The organism is Subtercola boreus, from assembly GCF_006716115.1.
In the GTDB taxonomy this organism is placed as follows: Bacteria; Actinomycetota; Actinomycetes; order Actinomycetales; family Microbacteriaceae; genus Subtercola; species Subtercola boreus.
Map to the genome: position 1 here is coordinate 3614738 of NZ_VFOO01000001.1, position 21776 is coordinate 3636513.

The following is a 21776-nucleotide window of genomic DNA, read 5'->3' on the forward strand; positions in this document are numbered from 1 at the left end:
GTCAGCCGATCAGCGACGGCCGCAGGTCGCGGAGCGTTCGCCCCGCGGTCTTCTGACGCGCCAGGAACATCGAGAAGGCCAACGCCCCCAGCAGCCAGATGGCCAGCACGCCCACGTCGTTCAGCGCGAGTGACAGGTCACCGCCGTACATCAGCTGCCGGATGCCGTCCACCGCGTAGCTCATCGGCAGCGCGTGGTGCAGCGCCGCCAACGGCGCGGGCAGCGTCTGCCAGGGGAACGTGCCGCCCGCCGTGACCAGCTGCAGCACCATCAGCACCAGCCCGAGGAACTGTCCGACGCTCCCCAGCCAGATGTTCAGCGCCCCGATGATCGCCACGAACGTGATCGACGTGAAGACCATGAAGAGCAGCATCAGCGCGGGGTTCGCCACAGTGAACCCGAGCAGCACGGTCACCACGAAGTACACCGCCGCCATCTGCACTGCCCCGAGAAGCGCCGGCGCGAGCCAGCCCGCCGCCGTCACCCGGAGCGGCGCCCTGATGGCCGTCAGCGCGCGACGGGACAGCGGTTTGATGATGAGGAACAGGGCGTAGATCCCGATCCAGGCCGCCAGGCTGATGAAGAAGGGCGCCATTCCGGCCCCGTACGTCGTCGCTTTGGTCACCGTGTCGGTATCGACGCGGGCGGGCGTCGCAATGGTGGCAGCGGCCGTCTGTCGCTGATCGGGGCTGTAGCTGGGAATCTGGTCGGCTCCCGACACCAGTCCGTCGCGCAGCTGCGTCGCTCCCGCATTCAGCTGCCCGACACCCGTCGAAAGGGTGGTGGCGCCGTCGGCGAGTTGCTGCGTTCCGCCGGCGAGGGTGGATGCGCCGTCGGCGACCTGTTGGGTGCCCGAGGCGAGCGAGGCGGCTCCCGCAGAGACCTGCGTCGCGCCACTGGCGAGCGCGGATGCGCCGTCTGAGAGCTGGGCCGACTTCGCTGCGAGGGTGGATGCGCCGTCGGCGACCTGTTGGGTGCCCGAGGCGAGCGAAGCCGCTCCCGCAGAGACCTGCGCAGTTCCTCCCGCCAGGGTTGCCGCACCGGCCGAGGCGCTCGCTGCCCCGTCGGCGAGACCGGGTGCCGCGTCGGCGAGCTGTGCGGTTCCGGCCGCGACCTGGGCGGCGCCGTCCGACAGCTGGGAGACCTGGTCGTCGAGTTGCTGCACCTGTCCGTTGCCGTCGGTGATCGCCGTTCCCACCTTGTCGAGCTGGGCGATCACGTCGTCGATCTGCGCGTCGGTGAGCCCCGCGCTCTTCAGTTGGGCGATGATCTCGCTCCGCACGACGGGAACCTGGTCGGCGGCATCCTGAGTCGCCGCGGCCACCGTGTTCGCTGCAGCGGCGAGCTTCGCGTTGCCGTCGGCGACCTGCTGTGCGCCGGCGTTGAGGCGGGCCGTGTCGTCCGGCAGGCCGGCGACACCGTCACTCAGTGCGGCGAGCCCGGAACTGAGCTTCTGGGCGCCGTCGTTCGTTTGGGCTGCGCCCGCCGCCAACGTGGAGGCACCGCCGGCGCTGGCGGCAGCGCCATCGGAGAGGGTGGAGGCTCCGGTCGCCAGTTGCGATGCCCCGTCGGCGAGCGTGGCGGCGCCCGTCGCCGTCTGGGAGGCTCCGTCCGACAGCGTGGCGGCTCCCGTCGCGGCCGTTGCCGCGCCGGTCGCGAGGCTCGCGGCACCGGTGTTCGCCGTGGCGGCTCCGGAGGCCAGCGACGCGGCCCCGCTCTGGGCCGTAGCCGTGCCGTCGACGAGCTGGTTCGCCCCGTCGATCCCCGTCTCCAGATTGTCGTGGATGGTCGCGAACCCGTTCAGGAACTGCAGCGCCGCAGCCTCACCCACCTGCTCGCTGATGCTCAGCCGCACCTTCTCGGCCACCGTCGCGGCGATCGAGGAGGCCAGGAAGCTGTTCGTGTCGTTCGTCGTCAGCTGCACGACGGCCTGTTGGGGAGTGGATGTCCCGGCCGACGTCAGCAGGTTCGAGAAGTCGGGCCCGAGGGTCAGAACGAAGTCGTACTCGCCGTTCCTGACACCGGGTGCCGCCTCGGCGGCGGTCGCGTCGATCCATTTGACGCCGTTGTCCTTCACCAACTGATCGTGCACCTGCGTGCCGTAATTCACGGCCGTGCCGTCGAGGGTGGATCCGGTGTCCTCGACGACCAGCGCCACCGGGATGTTCTTGATGTTCCCGTAGGGGTCGCTGTTCGCCCAGAGGTAGAGGCCGGCGTAGAGCACCGGAACGAGCATCAGCGCGACGAGCGCCAGCCGTGCCAGCCCGGTCGCGGTGAGCCGCCGGAACTCGGTGGTGACAAGCGTGACGATCTTCATGCCTGGTCCTTCGTGGTCGCGGTGGGTGCCGACGGTGGCTGCGTATCAGCGCTTACCGATTCGGGGGCGGGGGTGGAGGTTGAGGCGGGGTCGGGGTCGGGGTCGGCCAGGAGGTCGGCGAGGCGGGCAGCCTCAGCGGCGCGGGCTTCAGCCGCGCGGCGCTCCCGGTCGGCGAGGCGGTCGGCCTCGAAGCGGGCGGACACTTCTGCGAGCACATCCACGGAGGCGGGGCTCGCGATCACGAGCACGGCGAAGCCGCGGAGTGCGGCGTCGGCGGCGACATCCCACCACTCGAACGGGTCGCTGCCGCGCCGGTCCGGAGCAGTGAGCACGAGCGCCTCAACCCCCGGGCGCAGTGAGGCCAGCTCGGTGAGCAGCCTCAGCCGCACCGCTGTCGGGACGTTCTGGATCTCCCAGCCCGCGAACCCGGCGACACCGAGGTCGTCGAGCGCTGCGAGCGTCGCTGACCGGTTCGAAGGCCGACCGGCGAACATCAGCTCCTCCTGCACGACCGCTTTGAGCTTCAGCTCGCCCACGGGTTCGCTCACGTCGGGGGCATCCACGATCGCGGTCGCCGCGCGAAGCCGTGCCATCCCGTGGGGCCCGCCATCCTCGTCGCGCACGTCGCCACCGGCGCCCATGTCATTCCCGTCGCGCACGTCACCCCCGGCCGCGTCGCCAGCGGCATCTTCGCCGACGCGGAACGTCACGGTTCCGGCATCGGGCGTCATGCGTCCGGTCGCGAGCAGCGCGAGCACTGTCGGTCTTTGTGCCGTCTCGACCGCGACCATCGTCACTGCCCCCGACTCGTAGCTCAGCGAGGTCTCCGGCAGGTTCTCGCCGTGATCGCCTTTCGCAACACTGTTCAGGATGATCTTCACGCTGTCTTCTCCTCCACGGGGCGATGGGCGGCATCTGTTTGCGCGGCGTCGCGGAACCGCAGTTCGGCGTGCTCACCGATGAGCTCCGTGGCTTCGCTCCAGGAGAGTCCTGCCGCGCCGAGGCCGGACAGCATCACGAGCCGGTGCCCCTCGCGATTGGACAGGTTCCCGCGGATCGCCTCGTCGAGCACCGCGAGTGCGGCCGCTTCGACGAGCCGGGCCAGTGTCGCCGGGGCGACGTCCGGACGGAGCTCCCCGGCGGCGATTCCGCGTTCCACGATCCGCACCAGCCGGCGGCGCACAGGGCCGAGTGTGCTGGCGATCAGTTCGCGGTGCGGTCCGCGAACGGCGAGCTGGGCCATCACGCGCACGTCTTCGACCTCCGACCACAGGCGCGCGCCGATGAGGGCGATCGCGACGCGCGAGTCCGGGTTGTCGACCGTCGCGAGTGCTCGCGTGACGCGTTCCCCGCCGCGGGTCTGCACCTCGGCGAGGAGTTCGTCGCGGGTCGCGAAGTGGCCGTAGATCGCGCGGCGGGACAGGCCGGCACCGGCCGCGATCGCCTCCAGTGACGCATCGGGGTCGATGTTCAGCAGCAGACGTGCCGAGTCGAGGATCGCCGCGCGGTTGGTTGCGGCATCCCGCCGCGGCGCACGTGAGCCCTGGGGCGCGTCAGCGCGGGCATCCGGATTCGAAGTCTTCACTCACCCATCCTACGAACTTGCACACCGCTGTGCAAGTTCGCGCCCCCCTCCTCACGATCCTCACGTTCCGCTACCGAATGTCGCTTCCGCGCCTGCGCGCGCACCCGCGAAAGAGACAAAGGTGCGCGGATCGCGTTGCGGGCGGGCGGCGGGTGGCGAGGCAGCGGGCCGAGGGCGGGCGGCGGGCGGGGGAGCGGCGGGCGGCGGGCGGGGGAGCGGCGGGCCGTGGGCGGCGGGGCGGGCGGCGGGCCGTGCGACACCGGCGGGGCCGCGAGCGGCTCGCGGTAGGATCGAGTGTGACCGGTGAAAATCTCTTGGGAGTGCCCCCGACCCTGCTGAACCCCGACGGAGTGGGGGAGGCGCTCGCCGCGAACCCCGAGGTCTCACCGGGGGGCGCGGAGCTCGAGTCGCTCGCGCGGCAGCACCCCACCTCGTCGCTGGTCTGGGCGCTGCTCTCCGACCGCGCGTTCGAGGCCGGCGAGATCCTGCCGTCGTACGCCTACGCCCGGGTCGGCTACCACCGCGGCCTCGACGCCCTCCGGAAGGGCGGCTGGCGCGGGCAGGGCCCCGTGCCGTGGTCGCACGAACCGAACCGCGGTGTGCTCCGCTCGCTCTACGCGCTCCGCCGCGCGGCCGAGGCGATCGGCGAGGCCGACGAGGTCGTGCGCCTCACCGAGTTCCTGAACGGTGCGGACCGCACCGCCGCAGCCGCGATCGAAGCCGCGCACACGCCCGCAACGTCCACCCCTGCAACCTCCACCCCCGCAGCATCCGAAAGGCTCTGAGTCGTGCCCGCAATCGTTCTGATCGGCGCCCAGTGGGGCGACGAAGGCAAAGGTAAGGCCACCGACCTCCTCGGCACGCGTGTCGACTACGTCGTCAAGTTCAACGGCGGCAACAACGCCGGCCACACCGTTGTCATCGGCAACCAGAAGTACGCCCTGCACCTGTTGCCGTCGGGCATCCTGACCCCGAACGTGACGCCGGTGATCACCAACGGTGTCGTCGTCGACATCGAGGTGCTCTTCCACGAGCTCGAGGCCCTGGTCTCCCGGGGAGTGGATGTCTCGCGCCTCCTGATCAGCGCGAACGCCCACGTCATCACCGCCTATCACCGCACGCTCGACAAGGTCACCGAGCGTTTCCTCGGCAAACGCCAGATCGGCACCACCGGTCGCGGCATCGGCCCGGCCTATGCCGACAAGATCAACCGCCTCGGCATCCGCATGCAGGACATCTTCGACGAGAACATCCTCCGCCAGAAGGTCGAAGGCGCGCTCGACCAGAAGAACCACCTGCTCGTGAAGGTCTACAACCGCCGCGCGATCGAGGTCGACGACATCGTCGAGAACCTCCTCTCCTACGCCGAGCGCCTCCGCCCGATGGTCGTCGACACCTCCCTCGTGCTGAACCAGGCCCTCGACGCCGGCAAGACGGTGCTCTTCGAGGGCGGCCAGGCCACGATGCTCGACGTCGACCACGGCACCTACCCGTTCGTCACGTCGTCGAATGCGACATCCGGAGGCGCGGCGACCGGATCGGGTGTCGCCCCCAACCGCATCGAACGCGTGATCGGCATCGTGAAGGCGTACACGACCCGCGTCGGCGCCGGCCCCTTCCCGACCGAGCTCTTCGACGAGTCGGGCGAGTTCCTGCGAGCGAACGGTTTCGAGTTCGGCACCACCACGGGCCGCCCGCGCCGCTGCGGCTGGTACGACGCGCCCATCGCGCGCTACTCGGCCCGCATCAACGGCGTCACCGACTTCGTGCTCACGAAACTGGATGTCCTGACCGGCCTCGAGAAGATCCCGGTCTGCGTCGCGTACGACGTCGACGGCGTTCGCGTCGACGAGGTTCCCGTCTCGCAGAGCGACTTCCACCACGCCGTCCCCATCTACGAGGAGTTCGAGGGCTGGAGCGAGGACATCACCGGTGCCCGCACCTTCGAAGACCTCCCGGATGCGGCCCAGCGCTACGTGCTCGCGATCGAAGCGATGAGCGGCTCCCGCATCTCCGCGATCGGCGTCGGCCCCGGCCGCGAGGAGATCGTCGTCCGTCACGACCTGCTCGGGCTGTAGGAACGCGCGGACCCGGGAGCGTACGACCCTCGGCGAGCCGACACAAGCCCGCGAGCATCCGGCGCCCGGGGCGTAGCGTCGAACGATGAGCGAACTGAAGAAGGGTGACGAGGTCACCTGGCAGTCCCACGGGTCGACGGCCGAAGGCAAAGTCGAGAAGAAGATCACGTCGGACACGCACGCGGCCAAGCGCACGGTGAAGGCGTCGAAGGATGACCCCCAGTACTTGGTCAAGAGCGACAAGTCGGGCGGCGAGGCCGTGCACAAGCCCGACGCGCTGAAGAAGAAGCCGACGAAATAGCGGGGCGGTTTCCCCGCCCTGCTATGTTGCCGGCGGCTCACCGCCTACCATCGGTGAAGACGGCACTCTGTATCCGGGGGAACAATGACTGCATCGTTCGACGCGCGACCACGCCATTCGCGATGGCGGTTGGCCAGCACCGCGATCTTCGTCGTCATCGCCGTGGTCGGCGGAGTATTCATGGGTGCAGCGCCCGCAGAGGCCAGCAACCTGGGTACGCTGACGGGCACGGTGCGGGACGGCAGTTCGACGGGTGCGCCCCTTGCCGGCGTGACGGTGGGTGTCGGTCGCGACAGCAGTCGCGTGGCCACGGCCACAACGGGAAGCGACGGCAGCTACCGGATCACCGGCCTGGCGGCGGATGACGACTACTATGTGGTCTTCACCGCGGCGACACCGTTCATCGGGGGCCAGATCTACCCTCCTGCCATCGTTGCCGGTGGAGTGACGGTCGCTGACTACGTCATGCTGCGTTACGCATCTCTCGTCGGCACCGTCGTCAGCGCAGGGCCCAATCCGGTGCCGATCTCGGGTGCCCATGTGATCGCGTTCGGAACCGCCAGCCCGGTCAGCGATTCCGCAGGCACCCTGCGGCTGAACAACTTCTCTCCCGGGCGACTCACTGAGTTCACGGTCTCGGCGTCCGGTTACAACCCCACCGTCGTGCGGAAGACCTTCTCGTCGGGAGAGACCTGGACGACCACGATCTCGCTGACCAGACTCTCGATCGTCACGGGAACCGTCACCGCTGAAGACACGGGTCTCCCGCTGGCCGATGTGGCCATCACCGTGCCCACCGCGTACTACCCGTATCCGGTCGCGCGTACTGATGCGGCAGGCCGATACACGCTGGCCGGTGTTCCGGCAGGCACCCAGACCGTCCAGGCGGAAGACACCACGGGGAACTACGTCACGAAGTCGAGGGCCGCGCAGTTCGTCGGTGGAGACAGCCGGGTGATGGATTTCACCCTGACAGCCGAGCCGAAGGGCCGGATAGCCGGCCTCGTCACTGAGGCGGGTGCGACGCCCGCCCCGCTCCGCAATGTCGCCGCACTGCTCTACAGGGCGGGTATCACACCCCCATCGTCGACTGTGGTCGCACAGGCCGTCTCCGACTCGACAGGGGCGTACTCGATCGGTCGGGTTCCGGCCGGCGACTACGTCGTGCACTACGTCTACTACGACGACGACTGCGACTCTGAGTCCTGCCCGGACAACCGGCATCTCGACGAGTGGTACGACAACGCGTTCATCCGAAAGGAGAGCACGATCATCCATGTGGCTGAGGGCCAGTCCGTGACAGGCATCGACGCGGCGCTCGACGCGACCCGCAGCCTGCCGACGGTCGCTGGCACGGTCGCGCTCGGCGGTTCGCCTGCGACCGCGGCGGGCACGCTCGTCGAATTCGTCACCCCCGGTGGCACGGTGACGAATTCGACCACGACGCTGTCCGACGGCACCTACTCCGCGGCCAAGGTTCGCACCGGCACCTACGCCGTGCGATTCACCAACCCCGACTACGCATCAGGATCGACGACCGTGACGGTGACGAGCTCGGTGACGGGGCTGAACGCGAGCCTGGCCCGACTGCCCACCTTCACCGAGTCGCCAACGCCGACCATCTCGGGGTCCGCCCGGGTGGGGCAGACCCTGACCGCCAAGACCGGCAGCTGGAGTCCGGTGCCCGCAGCGTTCATGTACCAGTGGATGCGCGGCGGTGTGAAAATCTCCGGGGCGACAGGCAAGACGTATGCACCGGTGGTTGCTGATGTCGGCCAGACACTCAGCGTCGCTGTCACCGCGACGAAACCCGAGCTGTCGTCGCTGACCAAGCGGTCGGCATCCACGCCGGCCGTCACCCGGGAGCTGACTGCGACACCCACGCCCACGATCACGGGGGCGGCGGTCGTCGGATCCACACTCACTGTCGCGCCGGGCTCCTGGGAGCCGGCACCTGTGACGTTCACCTACAAGTGGAAGAGCAATGGGGCCGTCGTCTACGGTGCTACGTCCTCCACGTTCACGGTGCGCCCGGCGGATGCCGGCCACACGATCACCGTGGATGTGACCGGCTCTAAGCCGGGTTTCGTCTCGGTGATGCGCGCGTCGGCGCCGACCGCGGCAGTGCTCTCCACTTTCGCGACAAGCGCGAACCCGACGATCAGCGGGACCGTAGCCGTCGATCTCGTCCTGACAGCGAAGACCGGAACCTGGTCCCCGTCGCCCACTTCGTTCAGTTTCGTCTGGTTGCGCAACGGCAGCCCGATCTCCGGGGCCACGACATCCAGCTACCGGCTCACAGCGGCAGACTCGGGTGCCCGGATCTCCGTCACGGTGAAAGCAGCCAAGCCCGGTTATCTGAGCGTCTCGCGAACGTCGGCCCCATCATCCGTTGTGCTGCTGCGGCTCACCTCGACACCGACGCCCACCGTCGTCGGCAGCGCCCGGCTCGGGTCGACGCTCTACGCAGGCACCAAGGCATGGGCGCCGGCACCCGTCGCGCTGCTGTTCCAGTGGATGCGGTCGGGAGTGGCGATCTCCGGCGCGACAGGAACGCAGTACACGCTGACGGCAGCAGATGTCGGAAAGTCCATCACCGTCTCGGTGACCGGAACCCGGGCGAGCTACCTCCAGGCGACGCGCACGTCTGCGGCGACCCCGGGGGTCACGAGCAGGCCGGCATCGGACTGACGGTTCAGGGGGGCGCGGCGCAGGGCGCCGCCATCCGGAACCCGCAGCGCGCTAATCTGACCCCATGTGCACCCGCATCTTCTGGAACGACAATCCGATCGCCAAGACGGTCGCCCGTTGCATGGACTGGGAGGTCAGCGATGAGCCCGACCTGTGGTTCGTGCCGCGCGGCCTCACCCGCGGCGGGCACGACGACGACGCCCTCAGCTGGACCTCGAAGTACTCGAGCGTGGTGCTCAGCATGTGGAGGCTCGGCACGTCGGACGGGTTGAACGAGAAGGGTCTCGCCGTGCACGGTCTCTACCTCGACCCCGTCGATGTGGGGGAGTGGCCCGTCGATGGGCGGGCATCCGTACCGAACTCGCTCTGGGTGCAGTACGTGCTCGACACCTTCGCGACCGTGGCAGAAGCGGTCGCCGCGGTCGGCGACATCCGGATCACGGCACCCGAACTCCGCGGGCAGCGGCTCGGCGTGCACCTCGCTCTCGAAGACGCGTCGGGCGACTCCGCCATCTTCGAGCCGCAGGGCGACCGCATCGTCGTGCACCACGGTCGCGAGTACACGGTGATGGCGAACTCGCCGGTGATGGATGCCCAACTCGCCAATCTCGCCCGCTACGCGCCCTTCGGCGGCACCCTCGCGCCTCCCGGGAACATCACCTCGCTCGACAGGTTCGCGAGGGCGAGCTACTTCCGCCACTACCTGCCCGAGCCCGAGAACGTGCTGCAGGCTGTCGCCGGCGTGTTCCAGCTGATCCAGAACGTTGCTGTGCCCTACGGCGCGCCGTACAACGACGGCGGCGTCTACCCGACGTGGTGGGAGGCCGGCGCCGACCTGACGAACGGCGTCTACTACTTCGTGTCCACCCGCAGCCCGAGCATGTTCTGGGTGAGCCTCGCCGATCTCGCCGACGGCACGGAGGTGTTGCGCCTCGACCCGCGCGACGAATCTCTCGTCGGCGCCTCGGAGTCGCGCTTCGAACGGGCAGAACTGCCCTACTGACAAGGCACCCCAGACGGTAGGGTGTGAGAACGCACATCTGGGGGGAAGATGCACACACAGGCGCGCATTGCAGGGTTGTCTGAGGGTCGGTCACGACGTTGGCGACGGATGATCGGGGCGGCGCTCGCGACGGTCGCCATGCTCGGCTCGCTTCTCGTCACGGCAGAGTCGGCGTCGGCTTCAGACTTCGGTACCGTCACCGGCATCGTGCATGACGGCTCGGCGTCGGGAGCGCCCGTCGCGGGTATCCGCGTGTATGCCTACAACAGCGGCGAAGAGTCCGGCGCTTCCGGCACCAGCGGGAGCGACGGTCGATTCACCATCACCGGTGTCGCAGCGGGCAGCGCATATCTCGAGGTCGAGCAGCAGCCCCCGTATCTGGCTGTGTACGGCATACCCGTCACGGTCGTCCCCGGCGCTCCGGCCACGAAAGACGTGGTGATCCAGCGCTCGGCCAGCATCTTCGGCACGGTCACAGGCGATCCGCCGGATGCAGGTCCGTTGGCCGGCGCCACCGTGAACCTCGACAATGATGTGAGCCTCAAGACTGGCAGCGACGGCACGTTCTCGATCCCGAACCGCAGTCTCGGCGACCACACCGTGGTCGTTTCGGCAACGGGATACAACTCGCGAAGGCTGACCACGACCCTGGCCGCGGGCGCCCAGTGGGATGCCAGCGTGACGCTCACGCGACTCTCCACGGTGACGGGCACAGTGACGGCCCAAGACACGGGGCAGCCCCTGGAAAACGTGGCCGTAACTTTGGGGAGTCTGCGAGCGACAACGGGCGCTGCAGGGCAGTACTCTCTGCGCAACGTGCCGGCCGGCAGCCAGACTCTGCGGGCGAGCGACCTCACCGGATCCTACGTTCTGAAGGCGGGCACGGTCACCGTGGTCGGCAGCACGCCCGCGACTCTCGACTTCACGCTCACCCCCGAGCCGACCGGGCGGGTGAGCGGGCGTGTGGTCATGGCCGGCCCCGCGGCGACGCCCGCGGTCGCCGTCGGAGTCTACTTCTACCGGGCGGGCCTGACGCCAGCGTCGACGACCTCGGTGAGCCGTGGAACGCTGGATGCCGACGGGAACTACACAGCCGTGCACCTCCCCGACGGTGACTATGTCGCCCTCTTCGCTGACGACTGCGGTGAGTGCGAGTACGAACGGATGCTGACGGAGTGGTGGGACAACTCGTTCGTGCGGAAGACGAGCACGATCATCCACATCGTCGGGGGCCAGGCGGTGACGGGCGTCGATGCTGTGCTCGACGACCCCCGTGCGTTGCAGACCGTCTCGGGTACCGTGACCCTCCCCGGTTCGACCCGATCGACGGCACGCACGCTGGTCGAGCTGCTGCTACCCGACGGGTCGGTGGCCGCGTCGGCGACGACGTCGTCGACGGGTTCGTACAGTGTGAAGTCTGTGCGCTCGGCGTCCTACCGCGTCCGGTTCAGCAATTCCGAGTATCGCGTCGCCTACTACAACTCGGCGGCCACGTTCGAGTCCGCAGCAGTCGTGCCGGTCAACGGGCCCGTGACGGGGATCGACGCCACTCTGACGCGGCTCCCTCCTTTCACGAGCACGGGAACGCCCACCATCTCGGGCCGCGCCGTGCTGCAGGCGACACTGACGGCGTCGCCCGGGAGCTGGAGCCCCACAGCGACGACATTCACGTACCAGTGGAAGAGCGACTACCAGGTGATCCCCGGAGCGACGAAGTCGACGTTCACGCCGACTTTGGCTGAACAGGGCCACAGGCTCAACGTAGCTGTGACAGCCTCGGCACCCGGCATTCTGCCGACGACGAGAACGTCCGCCCAGACCGGCCCCGTGCTTCAGGACTTCTACACGCCCCCGGTACCGACGATCTCGGGAACGGTGGTCGTCGGGTCGACCCTGACCGCGCGTCACGGACCGTGGCGGCCGGCGGCCTCGCCGACCTTCACGTACAAGTGGAAGCGAGACGGGGCCGTCATCTCTGGGGCGACCAGCACGATGTACAAGCTCGTGGTTGCCGACATGGGCAAGCGGATCACGGTCGACATCACCGGCTCCGCCCCCAATTTCGTGACCATCACCCGCTCGTCTGCAGCGACGACGAAGGTCGTCCGAAACTTCACGGCGACCGCCATCCCGACCATCGTCGGTTCACCCATCGTGGGCCGGACGCTCACGGCCAAAGCAGGCACCTGGACGCCCAGCCCGGTCTCGTTCCGGTTCACCTGGCTGAGGAACGGCGTGGCCATCCCCGGAGCCACGGCGTCGAGCTACGCCCTGACGAAAGCGGACTCCGGGGCCCGCATCTCGGTGACCGTCAAAGGAATCAAGACCGACTACGTCACGACCTCCCGCACCTCGTTGCAGACGAAGCCGGTCACCTGAGACACAGCTGCCGAGGCGGCTACGGCTTCAGCACCACTTTGATGCAGCCGTCCTCCTTCTTCTTGAAGAGTTCGTACATCTCGGGGGCCTGCTCGAGCGGAACCGCGTGCGTCGTCAGGTCTTCGGTGCCGAGCGGGTCGGACGGGTCCTCGACGAGGGGCAGCAGTTCGTCGCGCCAGTTCTGCACGTTGCACTGGCCCATGCGGAGGGTCATGCCCTTGTCGAATATGTCCTTCAGCGGCATCGGGTCGGCGACGCCCGCGTAGACGCCGCTGAGCGAGACGGTTCCGCCGCGCCGCACGGCGTCGAGTGCGAGGTGCAGGGCCGCCAGGCGGTCGATGCCCACTGTGGTCATGACCTTCTTGGCGATCGCGTCCGGGAGCAGCCCGGCGGCCTTCTGGGCGAACTCGGCGCCCGGGTTGCCGTGCGCCTCCATGCCGACCGCGTCGACGATGGAGTCGGGTCCGCGACCGTCTGTCAGGTCGCGCAGACGGTCGAGCGCATCATGCGTGAGGTCGAGGGTCTCGACGCCGTGCCGTTCGGCCATCGCACGCCGCTCGGGTACGGGGTCGATTGCGAGCACCCGGTAGCCGAAGTGCCGGCCGATGCGGCTCGCGAACTGTCCGACCGGGCCGAGGCCGAGCACTCCCAGCGTGCCGCCGTCGGGTACATTCGCGTACTTCACGCCCTGCCAGGCGGTCGGCAGGATGTCGCTGAGGAACAGGTAGCGTTCGTCGGGCAGGTCGTTGCCGACCTTGGTCGCGTTGAAGTCCGCGAGCTGCACGCGCAGGTACTCGGCCTGGCCGCCGGGCACGTCGCCGTACAGCTCGGTGTAGCCGTAGAGCGAGGCGCCGCTGCCCGACTGGCGGTTCTGGGTAGTCTCGCACTGGCTGGTCAGGCCGCGGGTGCACATGTAGCAGTGCCCGCAGGCGATCACGAACGGGATGACCACCCGGTCGCCCTCGGCGAGCTTCGTGACGGCGCTGCCGACCTCGACCACCACGCCCATCGGTTCGTGGCCGAGAACGTCGCCCTTGTTGATGAACGCGCCCATCACGTCGTAGAGGTGCAGGTCACTGCCGCAGATGGCGGTGGACGTGATCTTCACCACCACATCGGTCGGTTCTTCGATGCGGGGGTCGGGGACGGTTTCGACGCTGACGTTCTGGGTGCCTTGGAAGGTGAGTGCTCTCATACTTCCGGTCTACGCGCCGGGCGGGTATCCGCACAGGGGTTGACGGCTCCGGATGCTCGGACTCCTGTGTGCGCGCGGCCCGCCGCCGGGCATCCGGAACCTGCCCCGATCAGACGACCGTGAAGCCGTCCGGCAGCGGCTGGCGCCCGGTGAGTGCGAGCAGGATCTCCTCGCCCTGGCCCGCGCGGGCGCCGATGCGTGCGGCGAGGGAGGTGGCATCCGTGACGCACCCGATGGGCTGGCCGTGCGGCCGGCCGATGGCGCGGCCGATGTCCATCGAGTGCACGACGAGCTCGAAGCTCCGTGTTCGGAGGTACTGGGTGAGCTCGATGCCGTGTCCGCCCACCGAGACGACGCGGCCGGAGGGGGCCGCGTCGATCGCCCGGCTGGCCCGGGCCAGGGCATCCTCGATCTGCTGCACGGGATGCTCGCCCAACCAGCGCCCCGCCTCGACGCCGCGCTCCGCCACAGATTCGGGGTCGGAGAAGTCGCGATAGATCAGCGCGTAGTAGTCCTCGGCGGTCGGCAAACCGACGCGTTCGGCATCATCGTGGCCGAGATACGTCTCAACCGTGAGGATCGCGCGAGTTGTGTGCCCCACCAGCGAGCGCACCGACCAGCCGCCGAGACCGGGCAGATCCCACTGGTGCTCGTCGATCTGTCTGACCAGCGCGATGAATGCATCTGCCGCCTGGTGGAAGTTGGCTACGTTGCCCATGGCACCATGGTGGCACAAGACGAAGCGACTGCATGACCGTTTCGCGCCCCGTGTGCGGGGGCTGCCGCGCTCCCGGAAATCTGTGATGGACTGGGGTCATGGAAGCTCTCTACACAGCAATTGCCCATGCGTCCGGCGGTGGCCGCGACGGTCACGTCCGGAGCGAAGACGACAGGCTCGACCTCGACACGCGTCCGCCGAAGGAGATGGGCGGATCGGGCGAAGGCACGAACCCCGAGCAGCTCTTCGCGGCGGGCTACTCAGCCTGCTTCCTGAGCGCACTGCACGCGGTCGGCAAGAACCTCGGAGTCGATACCGCGGGCGCAGAGGTCTCGGCGAGCGTCAGTATCGGCAGCAACGGTGAGGGCGGGTTCGCGCTCGCCGTGGAGCTTGACGTCTACATTCCTGCTGCTTCGGCCGAGCAGGCGCAGCAGGCAGCGGATGCCGCACACACGGTCTGCCCGTACTCGAATGCCACGCGCGGCAACGTCGAGGTCACGATCGCCGTCGTGCGCTGACTTTTGGCACCTTCCCGCCAACAGGCGCGTCTTTCGTGCCGTTTCTCCACAGGCTCCGGATGCCCGGGGACGCCGTCGCCGGTTGGCGATAGTGTCTCCGGGTGACCGAAAAGCTCCTGCCCGCGACATCCACCGCCAGCCGTCCGCGGAACACCCGCGTGCTGCTGCAGTTCCTCGCGATGGGGCTGGTGTGGGGCGCCAGCTTCCTCTTCATGAAGGTGGCGCTGACGGGGGTGTCGTTCGGGCAGGTGGTGTGGGCGCGCCTCGTTCTGGGCGCTCTCGCGCTCGGCCTGCTCCTGCTCGTCGGGCGGTATCGCCTGCCGCGGGAGCCCATCGTCTACCTGCACTTCCTCGTCATCGGCGTGGTCGGCGGAGTGGTGCCCTACCTCTGCTTCGCCTGGGCGGAGCAGTACGTCTCGTCGAGTCTCGCGAGCATCTACAACGCGACCACCCCGATCATGACGGCGCTGATGGCGACGCTCGCCTTCCGGGTCGAGCGGCTGAACCGTGACCAGGTTCTCGGAGTGGCTCTCGGCATCGCCGGCACGGTGGTCATCATCGGGCCATGGGGGTATGCCGCGCTCACCGGCGACCTCCTCGGCCAGTTCGCCTGCCTGCTCGCCGCTCTCTGTTACGGCTTCACGCTCGGGTACACGAGGCGGTTCCTGAGCTCGCGGTCGATCCAGGGCGTTCCGTTCGCGTTCCTCCAGATCGGCATGGGTGCAGCCGTGATGCTCCTGCTGACCCCGGTCGTCGCGCTCTCGGCGGTCTCGCTGACCCTCCCGATCGTGGGGAGTCTCGTCGCGCTCGGTGTGCTCGGCACAGGGCTGGTCTACGTCTGGAACATCAACGTCCTGCGTTCGTGGGGGCCCACATCGGCCTCGACGGTCACGTACATCACGCCCGTCATCGGCGTCGTTCTCGGGGTGCTGGTGCTCGGTGAGCGGTTCGGCTGGAACGCTCCCCTCGGCGCGGTGCTCGTGCTGTTCGGCATCCTCTTGACGCAGAAGCGGGTGCGGCTCTGGGCCGCTGGCAGGCTGACCCCATAAAGTTCAAGGTATGGATGTGAACGAACCTGCTGCCGCCGCCCCGAACTCCGAAGAGACCGCCTGGGCGCTGCGGCAGCTCGAGAACATCCGGGAGAGCATCGACAATGTCGACGCCGCCCTGATCCACCTGCTCGCTGAGCGGTTCAAGTTCACCCAGCAGGTCGGTCGGCTGAAGGCCCGGCACGGGCTGCCGGCCGCTGACCTCGACCGTGAGGCGCGACAGATCAAGCGCCTGCGGGGCCTGGCCGAGGAGGCACACCTCGACCCTGAGTTCGCGGAGAAGTTCTTGGGCTTCATCGTCGCGGAGGTCATCCACCACCACGTGAAGATCGCGAACGATACGGGCGCGATCCCCACCCCCTGACCCCTGCCCTCACCCGCGCCCTCTTCATCGAGTGGGCGGTTTGGGCCCTTCCTGACGGTTTTTGGGGCCCAAACTGCCCACTCGACGGCTTCGAGGTGCGCCCGGGGAGCGCCTCGCGGTCAGGCCGTGGGGGCGCCGAAGCGCGCGGGGAGGGTGCCGCGGTGCGTGGCGCGGAGCTCCTCGAGACCGATCGCGAAGCTGCCCTGCACGTCGAGCGCCGCAGCGCCGTCCGCTCCGCTGTCGGTGACGCCGATTCGCAGCACCGGGTAGTCGCGGCCTTCGCAGAGTCCCATGAACTTCACGTCGTCCTCCCGCGGTACAGAGACGATCACGCGTCCGGTCGACTCGCTGAAGAGGGCCGTCGTGAGGTCGATGCCGTCGCGCAGCATCAGCTCGTCGAGCCACACCCGCGCGCCCACGCCGAACCGCAGCACCGCCTCGGCCAGCGCCTCAGCGAGCCCGCCATCCGACAGGTCGTGCGCCGACGCGAGGAGGCCCTGCATCGCCCCGGCGTGCAGCAGCCCGGCCAGTGCGGCTTCGCGGGCGAGGTCGACCACGGGCGGACGCCCGCCGAGGTGGTCATGGATCGTGCCGGCCCAGGCCGAGCCATCCAGCTCCTCGCGCGTCACGCCGAGCAGGTAGATGTTGTTGCCTTCGTCCTGCCAGCCGCTCGGCACCCGCCGCGCGACGTCGTCGATGACACCGAGCACCCCGACGACCGGTGTCGGATGGATCGGGGCCCCGCCCGTCTGGTTGTAGAACGACACGTTGCCGCCGGTCACCGGGATCTCCAGCTCGAGACATCCATCGGAGAGCCCGGCGACAGCCTGCGAGAACTGCCACATGACCTCGGGGTTCTCCGGTGAACCGAAGTTCAGGCAGTCGGTGACGGCGACCGGCACGGCACCGGTCACGGCGACGTTGCGGTACGCTTCGGCCAGCGCGAGCTGCGCGCCGAAGTAGGGATCGAGCTGGCAGTATCGGCCGTTCGCGTCGGTCGCGATGGCAAAGCCCAGCCCCGACTCCTCGTCGACGCGGATCATGCCGCCGTCGTCGGGGAATGACAGCGCGGTGTTGCCCATCACATAGCGGTCGTACTGGTCGGTGATCCAGCTCTTGCTGGCAAGGTTCGCGCTGCCGAGCAGAGTGAGCACCTGTGCCTTCAGATCGTCGGCTTCGGATGCCCGGGGCAGTGCAAGCGCATTGTCTTCGTGCAGCTTGTCGATCCAGGTGGGGTATTCGACGGGGCGGTCGTACACCGGGCCGTCGACCGCGACCGTGCGCGGCTCCACATTCACGATCTGCTCGCCGCGCCAGTCGATGATGAGCCGGCCGGTGTCGGTCACCTCGCCCAGAACGCTGGTCTCGACATCCCATTTCGCCACAACCGCCAGGAAGGCGTCGAGCTTCGACGGCTGCACGACAGCCATCATGCGTTCCTGGCTCTCGCTCATCAGGATCTCTTCGGCGTTCAGCGAGGGATCCCGCAGCAGCACCTTGTCGAGCTCGATGTACATACCGCCGTCGCCGTTGCTGGCGAGCTCGCTGGTCGCGCACGAGATGCCGGCGGCGCCCAGGTCCTGGATGCCCTCCACCAGCTTCTCGCGGAAGAGCTCGAGGCAGCACTCGATGAGCACCTTCTCCGCGAACGGGTCGCCCACCTGCACGGCCGGGCGTTTGGTCGGACCCTTGGCGTCGAACGTGTCACTTGCCAGAATGGATGCTCCGCCGATGCCGTCACCGCCGGTGCGGGCCCCGAACAGCACGACCTTGTTGCCTGCGCCGCTGGCGTTCGCCAAGTGGATGTCCTCGTGGCGGAGCACACCCACCGCGAGGGCGTTCACCAGCGGATTGCCCTGGTAGACGGAGTCGAAGTACGTCTCGCCGCCGATGTTCGGAAGTCCCAGGCAGTTCGCGTAGAAGCTGATGCCGCCGACGACGCCGTGCACGACGCGTGCCGTGTCGGCGTTGTCGATGTCACCGAAACGCAGCTGGTCCATGACCGCGACCGGGCGGGCACCCATCGAGATGATGTCGCGCACGATGCCGCCGACACCCGTTGCCGCGCCCTGGAAGGGCTCGATGTAGCTCGGGTGGTTGTGCGACTCGACCTTGAACGTGACGGCCCAGCCCTCACCGACATCCACCACACCGGCGTTCTCGCCGATGCCGACCATGAGGTTCTTGCGCATCTTCTCGGTCGTCTTCGAACCGAACTGCCGCAGGTAGATCTTGCTCGACTTGTACGAGCAGTGCTCGCTCCACATCACGGAGTACATGGCCAGCTCGCCGCTCGTGGGTCGCCGCCCCAGGATCTCGCGGATACGCGCGTACTCGTCGGGCTTCAGGCCGAGCGCCGCGTACGGCTGCTCCTTGTCGGGCGTGCGCATCGCGACGTCGACGCTGTCGACGGCGGGGCGGGCAGCGATTGCGGCGGCGGTCTCGCCGGTGGATGCAGCGGACGTTTCGGCGGTGTCAGACACGCGGAGGGGCTCCTTCGGGGTGCGTGGGCAGGCGGGCCAATTCTACCGGTGCGCCGTCGGCCCCGGGCGGTGGCCCCGGGCGGTGGTACTTTGGCGGCGTGAGCGACGACGAAACGGTGGAGCGCGGCGAGGCGGCCGGGTCGGCCCCGGCCCGCGCCTCGGCCCCGGCTCGCGCGCCACTGCCCTTCCAGCAGGTCGGTGTCATCGTCGTCGGCATGAGCCTCGCCGTCTGGTGGCCCGCGTTCACCCTCGGTGCGTGGGGCGAGATCTTCTTCGACACCCTGCTCTCCGTCTGGGCTGCGGCCACGGCGGGATTCGTGCTCGCGATGCTGGTGCCCGCTGCCCGCCGCCGCCTCGGCTGGACCTCGCTCACCCTTCTCCTCCCCAGCCTCTGGATCATCCTCTCGCTGGCCGTGTCTAACGATTCCGAGAACCTGTGGGTCGCGATCGTTGCGCTGGTCGGGGTGCTCGTCGTGCTGCTCGGAGTGCCGTTCATGGTGTGGGCTCTCGCCCGCCTCGCCTGGCCCGACATCGGTGAGACGCTCCCCCTCAGGGGCAAGCTGCTTGTGCTGCTGACCGTCGCCATCGTCGCCGTCGCCTCGTTCACGCTCGGCGAGAACCAGTCGCGCTTCCTCACCTGCGAGGACTTTACGATCAGCGGCAACTCCGAGCCCCCCGGCTGCGTGCACGAGTCCGGCTGACCCGCCTCCCTCCCGTCCCATCGAGTGGGCACTTTGGGCCCCAAACCGGCGTTTGAAGGGCCCAAACTGCCCACTCGATGGAGACGGCGGGGGCGGCGGGGGCGGCGGGCGACGGGCTCAGGGGCGCCAGCCGGACGCGACGAGAGCGTCACGGATCTCGGTGACTGTGCGCTGCCGCCCGGAGCGGCTGAGCCCCTCCTTCCGCACCGTGATCAGCGTGTAGCCAGCTGCGCGAAGGTCGGCAGCACGCCTCTGGTCCCGTTCGAACTGCTCGGGATCCTCCCGGTGCTGCTCGCCGTCATACTCGACCAGAACCTTCCATTCGGCATAGACGAGGTCGACGCGCGGCACGAACGGCGACCGCGTGCCGTGAATCAGCACGTTGACGGCTGGTTCCGGCATCCCGCTCCGGATGATCAGCAGCCGCAACTCGGTCTCCTTCGGAGATTCGACCCCCAGCCGCACCAACTCGAGCGCCTCGAGGAGTCTCCGTTTTCCCGGTCCCCGGAACGCCTCCACCCGGAGGCGCAACTCCTCCGGCGTCGCGTACGGCCGGGGTGCCGGCGCGTCCCGGTCGGGGAACACCGGATCCAACACGAGCGCATCACCCACCGCCACGAGCGCGTCGAGACTCAGGATGCTCGCCAGCTGCACCCACGTGCTCACTGCGTCGCTCACCCGGACCCGCCCCAGCGTCTGCACCCGATGGGTTGGGGGAGCGAGCCTGTGCGCGGTGACCCCTGCCGTGCGCACCCGGTTGACGCGATCGGGGGTCGAAACGTGGATCGGTTCGGTGGCCAAGAACTTCCGCGGTGTCGGCAGATGCCACAGGCGCGCCGCAGTGATGTGGCTGAAGAACTGGCCTTCCGAAAGGCGGGGTGCGTAAGCGGCGGCCTGATCCTCCACCGACGGGATGGCCGCAGACGTCGAGCGGACGCCCCGATAGGGCGCGCTGAGATCCGGGCTGTCGAGCCGTCGCTTTCCCACCCCGCGCACCCGGGCGAGGCGGGTGGAGAAGGGGTGACGAACGTACTCGGGTGGGAGCGGGGCATGGCGTGGCATCCGACAAGTCTGGCCACAGCGGCCCACGGTCGTCAGAAGTTATCCACAGCCCACATTTTCCCCCATCGAGTGGGCAGTTTGGGCCCCAAAATCAGGATTTTAGGGCCCAAATCGCCCACTCGATGGGAAAAGGGTGGGGGTCAGGCGGGGAGGAGGGCCGACAGGACGGAGGCGAAGAGGGGGAGGCCGTCGGTGCCGGAGCGCATCGCGTCGGCGGTGTCGGGTCCGAAGCCCGGCTCGACGGCGTGCTCGGGGTGCGGCATCAGCCCGACCACGTTTCCGCGCTCGTTCGTCACGCCCGCGATGTCGTTCATCGACCCGTTCGGGTTCACGTCGAGGTACCGGAACACCACGCGCCCCTCGCCCTCGAGTCGCGCGATGGTGTCGGCGGAGGCGATGTACCCGCCCTCACCGTTCTTCAGCGGGATGGTGATCTCGGGGGCGGCGCCCCCCGCAGCAGCGGCACCGGCAGCGAACGCCGACGTCCACGCCGTCGACGTGTTCTCGACGCGCAACCGCTGGTCGCGGCAGATGAAGTTGCCGTGGTCGTTGCGGATCAGCCCGCCCGGCAGCAGGTGCGCCTCGGCCAGCATCTGGAATCCGTTACAGATGCCGAGCACAGGCATTCCCGAGGCAGCCGCCGAGACGACCTCCGCCATGATCGGCGAGAGCGAGGCGATTGCGCCCGCCCGCAGGTAGTCGCCGTAGCTGAATCCACCGGGGAGGATGATCGCGTCGACGCCCTCGAGGTCATGTGTTCCGTGCCAGAGCGGAACGGCGGTCGCGCCGACCATCCGCACCGCGCGGGCAGCGTCACGGTCATCCAGAGACCCGGGGAAGGTGACGATACCGACGCGCACGCCGCCCGGAGCAGCGCTCATCAGGACAGTCCCTCGCGGATCTCGGCCTGCGCCTCGGGCGTCGACGCCTCGTCGAACGAGGTGTCGGTCGTGACGTTGCCCGTCGCGAAGTCGGCGGTGGCGTCGAGACCGAATCCGTCGGCACCGGCGAAGTGCACGCTGATGACATCTTCGATCACGAGGTTCGCGAGCAGCTCGTCGGCGAGGGCCGCGACCTCGGCCAGGATCTGGTCGTTCGCGGGGCCCTCGACCTCGATCTCGAAACGCTTGCCGACGCGCACGCCGGTGATCTGGGAGCGGCCCTGCCGCGCGAGGGCGCCGGCGACGGCCTTGCCCTGCGGGTCGAGCAGCTCGGCTTTGGGCATGACCTCTACGACGATTGTGGGCACCAGGGACTCCAGAGAACAAAGGCGGGGCGGATGCTCGTATTCTACCCGCCCGTCCCCGAACCGTCTCCCGGGATGACTGGCCT

Annotated in this window: 18 protein-coding genes and 1 pseudogene; 10 read left to right on the forward strand and 9 right to left on the reverse strand. The window is 68.6% G+C overall.

Annotated elements, in window-relative coordinates:
- Nucleotide 1: 1 nt before the first annotated feature.
- Genes FB464_RS16920 through FB464_RS16930 form a run of 3 tightly spaced genes read right to left on the reverse strand, consistent with a single transcriptional unit; the run spans nucleotide 2 to nucleotide 3902 of the window.
- A complete protein-coding gene (locus FB464_RS16920; RefSeq protein WP_116415985.1) occupies nucleotides 2-2317 on the reverse strand; it encodes a YhgE/Pip domain-containing protein in 2316 nt (771 codons plus the stop codon).
- Nucleotides 2314-3198: a hypothetical protein gene (locus FB464_RS16925; RefSeq protein ID WP_142206744.1), complete on the reverse strand. Its 885-nt coding sequence runs from the start codon at nucleotides 3196-3198 to the stop codon at nucleotides 2314-2316. Before FB464_RS16925 ends, FB464_RS16920 begins: the two co-directional genes overlap by 4 nt.
- Nucleotides 3195-3902 (reverse strand): TetR/AcrR family transcriptional regulator, encoded by a 708-nt coding sequence (locus FB464_RS16930; RefSeq protein WP_116415983.1) that lies wholly within the window; start codon nucleotides 3900-3902, stop codon nucleotides 3195-3197. The genes FB464_RS16925 and FB464_RS16930 overlap by 4 nt, the downstream gene beginning before the upstream one ends.
- A 296-nt stretch (nucleotides 3903-4198) precedes the next feature.
- Between FB464_RS16930 and FB464_RS16940 the strand changes: the two genes are divergently transcribed.
- From FB464_RS16940 to FB464_RS16965, 6 genes are all read left to right on the forward strand, one after another.
- Entirely contained in the window at nucleotides 4199-4687 is a 489-nt protein-coding gene (locus FB464_RS16940) for a DUF3151 domain-containing protein (RefSeq protein WP_116415982.1), read from the forward strand.
- 3 nt (nucleotides 4688-4690) lie between these two features.
- Complete coding sequence (locus tag FB464_RS16945) at nucleotides 4691-5980, forward strand: adenylosuccinate synthase (protein ID WP_116415981.1); 1290 nt, start codon at nucleotides 4691-4693, stop codon at nucleotides 5978-5980.
- An 85-nt stretch (nucleotides 5981-6065) separates the two neighbouring features.
- On the forward strand, nucleotides 6066-6281 hold the full coding sequence (locus FB464_RS16950) for a hypervirulence associated TUDOR domain-containing protein (protein ID WP_116415980.1): 216 nt from the start codon (nucleotides 6066-6068) through the stop codon (nucleotides 6279-6281).
- Nucleotides 6282-6410: 129 nt separating this feature from the next.
- Nucleotides 6411-8972: a carboxypeptidase regulatory-like domain-containing protein gene (locus FB464_RS16955; protein ID WP_170151993.1), complete on the forward strand. Its 2562-nt coding sequence runs from the start codon at nucleotides 6411-6413 to the stop codon at nucleotides 8970-8972.
- A 64-nt stretch (nucleotides 8973-9036) separates the two neighbouring features.
- Nucleotides 9037-9975: a linear amide C-N hydrolase gene (locus FB464_RS16960; protein WP_116415978.1), complete on the forward strand. Its 939-nt coding sequence runs from the start codon at nucleotides 9037-9039 to the stop codon at nucleotides 9973-9975.
- A 108-nt stretch (nucleotides 9976-10083) separates the two neighbouring features.
- Nucleotides 10084-12354 (forward strand): carboxypeptidase regulatory-like domain-containing protein, encoded by a 2271-nt coding sequence (locus FB464_RS16965; protein WP_170151992.1) that lies wholly within the window; start codon nucleotides 10084-10086, stop codon nucleotides 12352-12354.
- Between the two features lie 19 nt (nucleotides 12355-12373).
- Here the strand turns inward: FB464_RS16965 and FB464_RS16970 are convergent, their stop codons facing one another.
- Nucleotides 12374-13549 (reverse strand): alcohol dehydrogenase catalytic domain-containing protein, encoded by a 1176-nt coding sequence (locus FB464_RS16970; protein WP_116415976.1) that lies wholly within the window; start codon nucleotides 13547-13549, stop codon nucleotides 12374-12376.
- A gap of 109 nt (nucleotides 13550-13658) precedes the next feature.
- Nucleotides 13659-14267: a maleylpyruvate isomerase family mycothiol-dependent enzyme gene (locus FB464_RS16975; RefSeq protein ID WP_116415975.1), complete on the reverse strand. Its 609-nt coding sequence runs from the start codon at nucleotides 14265-14267 to the stop codon at nucleotides 13659-13661.
- A gap of 98 nt (nucleotides 14268-14365) precedes the next feature.
- Between FB464_RS16975 and FB464_RS16980 the strand changes: the two genes are divergently transcribed.
- From FB464_RS16980 to FB464_RS16990, 3 genes are all read left to right on the forward strand, one after another.
- Entirely contained in the window at nucleotides 14366-14785 is a 420-nt protein-coding gene (locus FB464_RS16980; protein WP_116415974.1) for an organic hydroperoxide resistance protein, read from the forward strand.
- Nucleotides 14786-14886: 101 nt separating this feature from the next.
- Nucleotides 14887-15834 (forward strand): DMT family transporter, encoded by a 948-nt coding sequence (locus FB464_RS16985; protein WP_342780742.1) that lies wholly within the window; start codon nucleotides 14887-14889, stop codon nucleotides 15832-15834.
- Nucleotides 15835-15844: 10 nt separating this feature from the next.
- Nucleotides 15845-16198: a chorismate mutase gene (locus FB464_RS16990; protein WP_116415973.1), complete on the forward strand. Its 354-nt coding sequence runs from the start codon at nucleotides 15845-15847 to the stop codon at nucleotides 16196-16198.
- Between the two features lie 119 nt (nucleotides 16199-16317).
- On the opposite strand, the gene purL is transcribed toward FB464_RS16990, so the two are convergent.
- Nucleotides 16318-18588 (reverse strand): phosphoribosylformylglycinamidine synthase subunit PurL, encoded by a 2271-nt coding sequence (gene purL / locus FB464_RS16995; RefSeq protein WP_116416746.1) that lies wholly within the window; start codon nucleotides 18586-18588, stop codon nucleotides 16318-16320.
- 191 nt (nucleotides 18589-18779) lie between these two features.
- On the opposite strand from purL, the gene FB464_RS17000 reads away from it, so the two are divergent.
- Nucleotides 18780-19382, forward strand: coding sequence for a hypothetical protein (locus FB464_RS17000; RefSeq protein ID WP_246093115.1), 603 nt, complete (start codon nucleotides 18780-18782; stop codon nucleotides 19380-19382).
- Nucleotides 19383-19499: 117 nt separating this feature from the next.
- Here FB464_RS17000 and FB464_RS17005 read toward each other — a convergent pair whose 3' ends face one another.
- The 3 genes and pseudogenes from FB464_RS17005 to purS all read right to left on the reverse strand — a co-directional run.
- Complete coding sequence (locus tag FB464_RS17005) at nucleotides 19500-20444, reverse strand: DUF559 domain-containing protein (protein WP_116415972.1); 945 nt, start codon at nucleotides 20442-20444, stop codon at nucleotides 19500-19502.
- 140 nt (nucleotides 20445-20584) lie between these two features.
- Nucleotides 20585-21304 carry a phosphoribosylformylglycinamidine synthase subunit PurQ gene (purQ, locus tag FB464_RS17010; RefSeq protein ID WP_116416744.1) on the reverse strand — a complete coding sequence of 240 codons (720 nt, stop codon included), beginning with the start codon at nucleotides 21302-21304 and terminating at the stop codon, nucleotides 20585-20587.
- A gap of 149 nt (nucleotides 21305-21453) precedes the next feature.
- A pseudogene (gene purS / locus FB464_RS20330) lies at nucleotides 21454-21693 on the reverse strand (phosphoribosylformylglycinamidine synthase subunit PurS); the annotation flags it as partial.
- Nucleotides 21694-21776: the final 83 nt, after the last annotated feature.

Bases quoted from the DNA above. Each gene is read 5' to 3' on its own strand.
- FB464_RS16920 (WP_116415985.1), bottom strand. From the start codon at position 2,317: ATGAAGATCGTCACGCTTGTCACCACCGAGTTCCGGCGGCTCACCGCG.
- FB464_RS16950 (WP_116415980.1), top strand. From the start codon at position 6,066: ATGAGCGAACTGAAGAAGGGTGACGAGGTCACCTGGCAGTCCCACGGG.
- FB464_RS16960 (WP_116415978.1), top strand. From the start codon at position 9,037: ATGTGCACCCGCATCTTCTGGAACGACAATCCGATCGCCAAGACGGTC.
- FB464_RS16965 (WP_170151992.1), top strand. From the start codon at position 10,084: ATGATCGGGGCGGCGCTCGCGACGGTCGCCATGCTCGGCTCGCTTCTC.
- FB464_RS16970 (WP_116415976.1), bottom strand. From the start codon at position 13,549: ATGAGAGCACTCACCTTCCAAGGCACCCAGAACGTCAGCGTCGAAACC.
- FB464_RS16975 (WP_116415975.1), bottom strand. From the start codon at position 14,267: ATGGGCAACGTAGCCAACTTCCACCAGGCGGCAGATGCATTCATCGCG.
- FB464_RS16980 (WP_116415974.1), top strand. From the start codon at position 14,366: ATGGAAGCTCTCTACACAGCAATTGCCCATGCGTCCGGCGGTGGCCGC.
- FB464_RS16990 (WP_116415973.1), top strand. From the start codon at position 15,845: ATGGATGTGAACGAACCTGCTGCCGCCGCCCCGAACTCCGAAGAGACC.
- purL (WP_116416746.1), bottom strand. From the start codon at position 18,588: ATGCGCACGCCCGACAAGGAGCAGCCGTACGCGGCGCTCGGCCTGAAG.
- FB464_RS17005 (WP_116415972.1), bottom strand. From the start codon at position 20,444: ATGCCACGCCATGCCCCGCTCCCACCCGAGTACGTTCGTCACCCCTTC.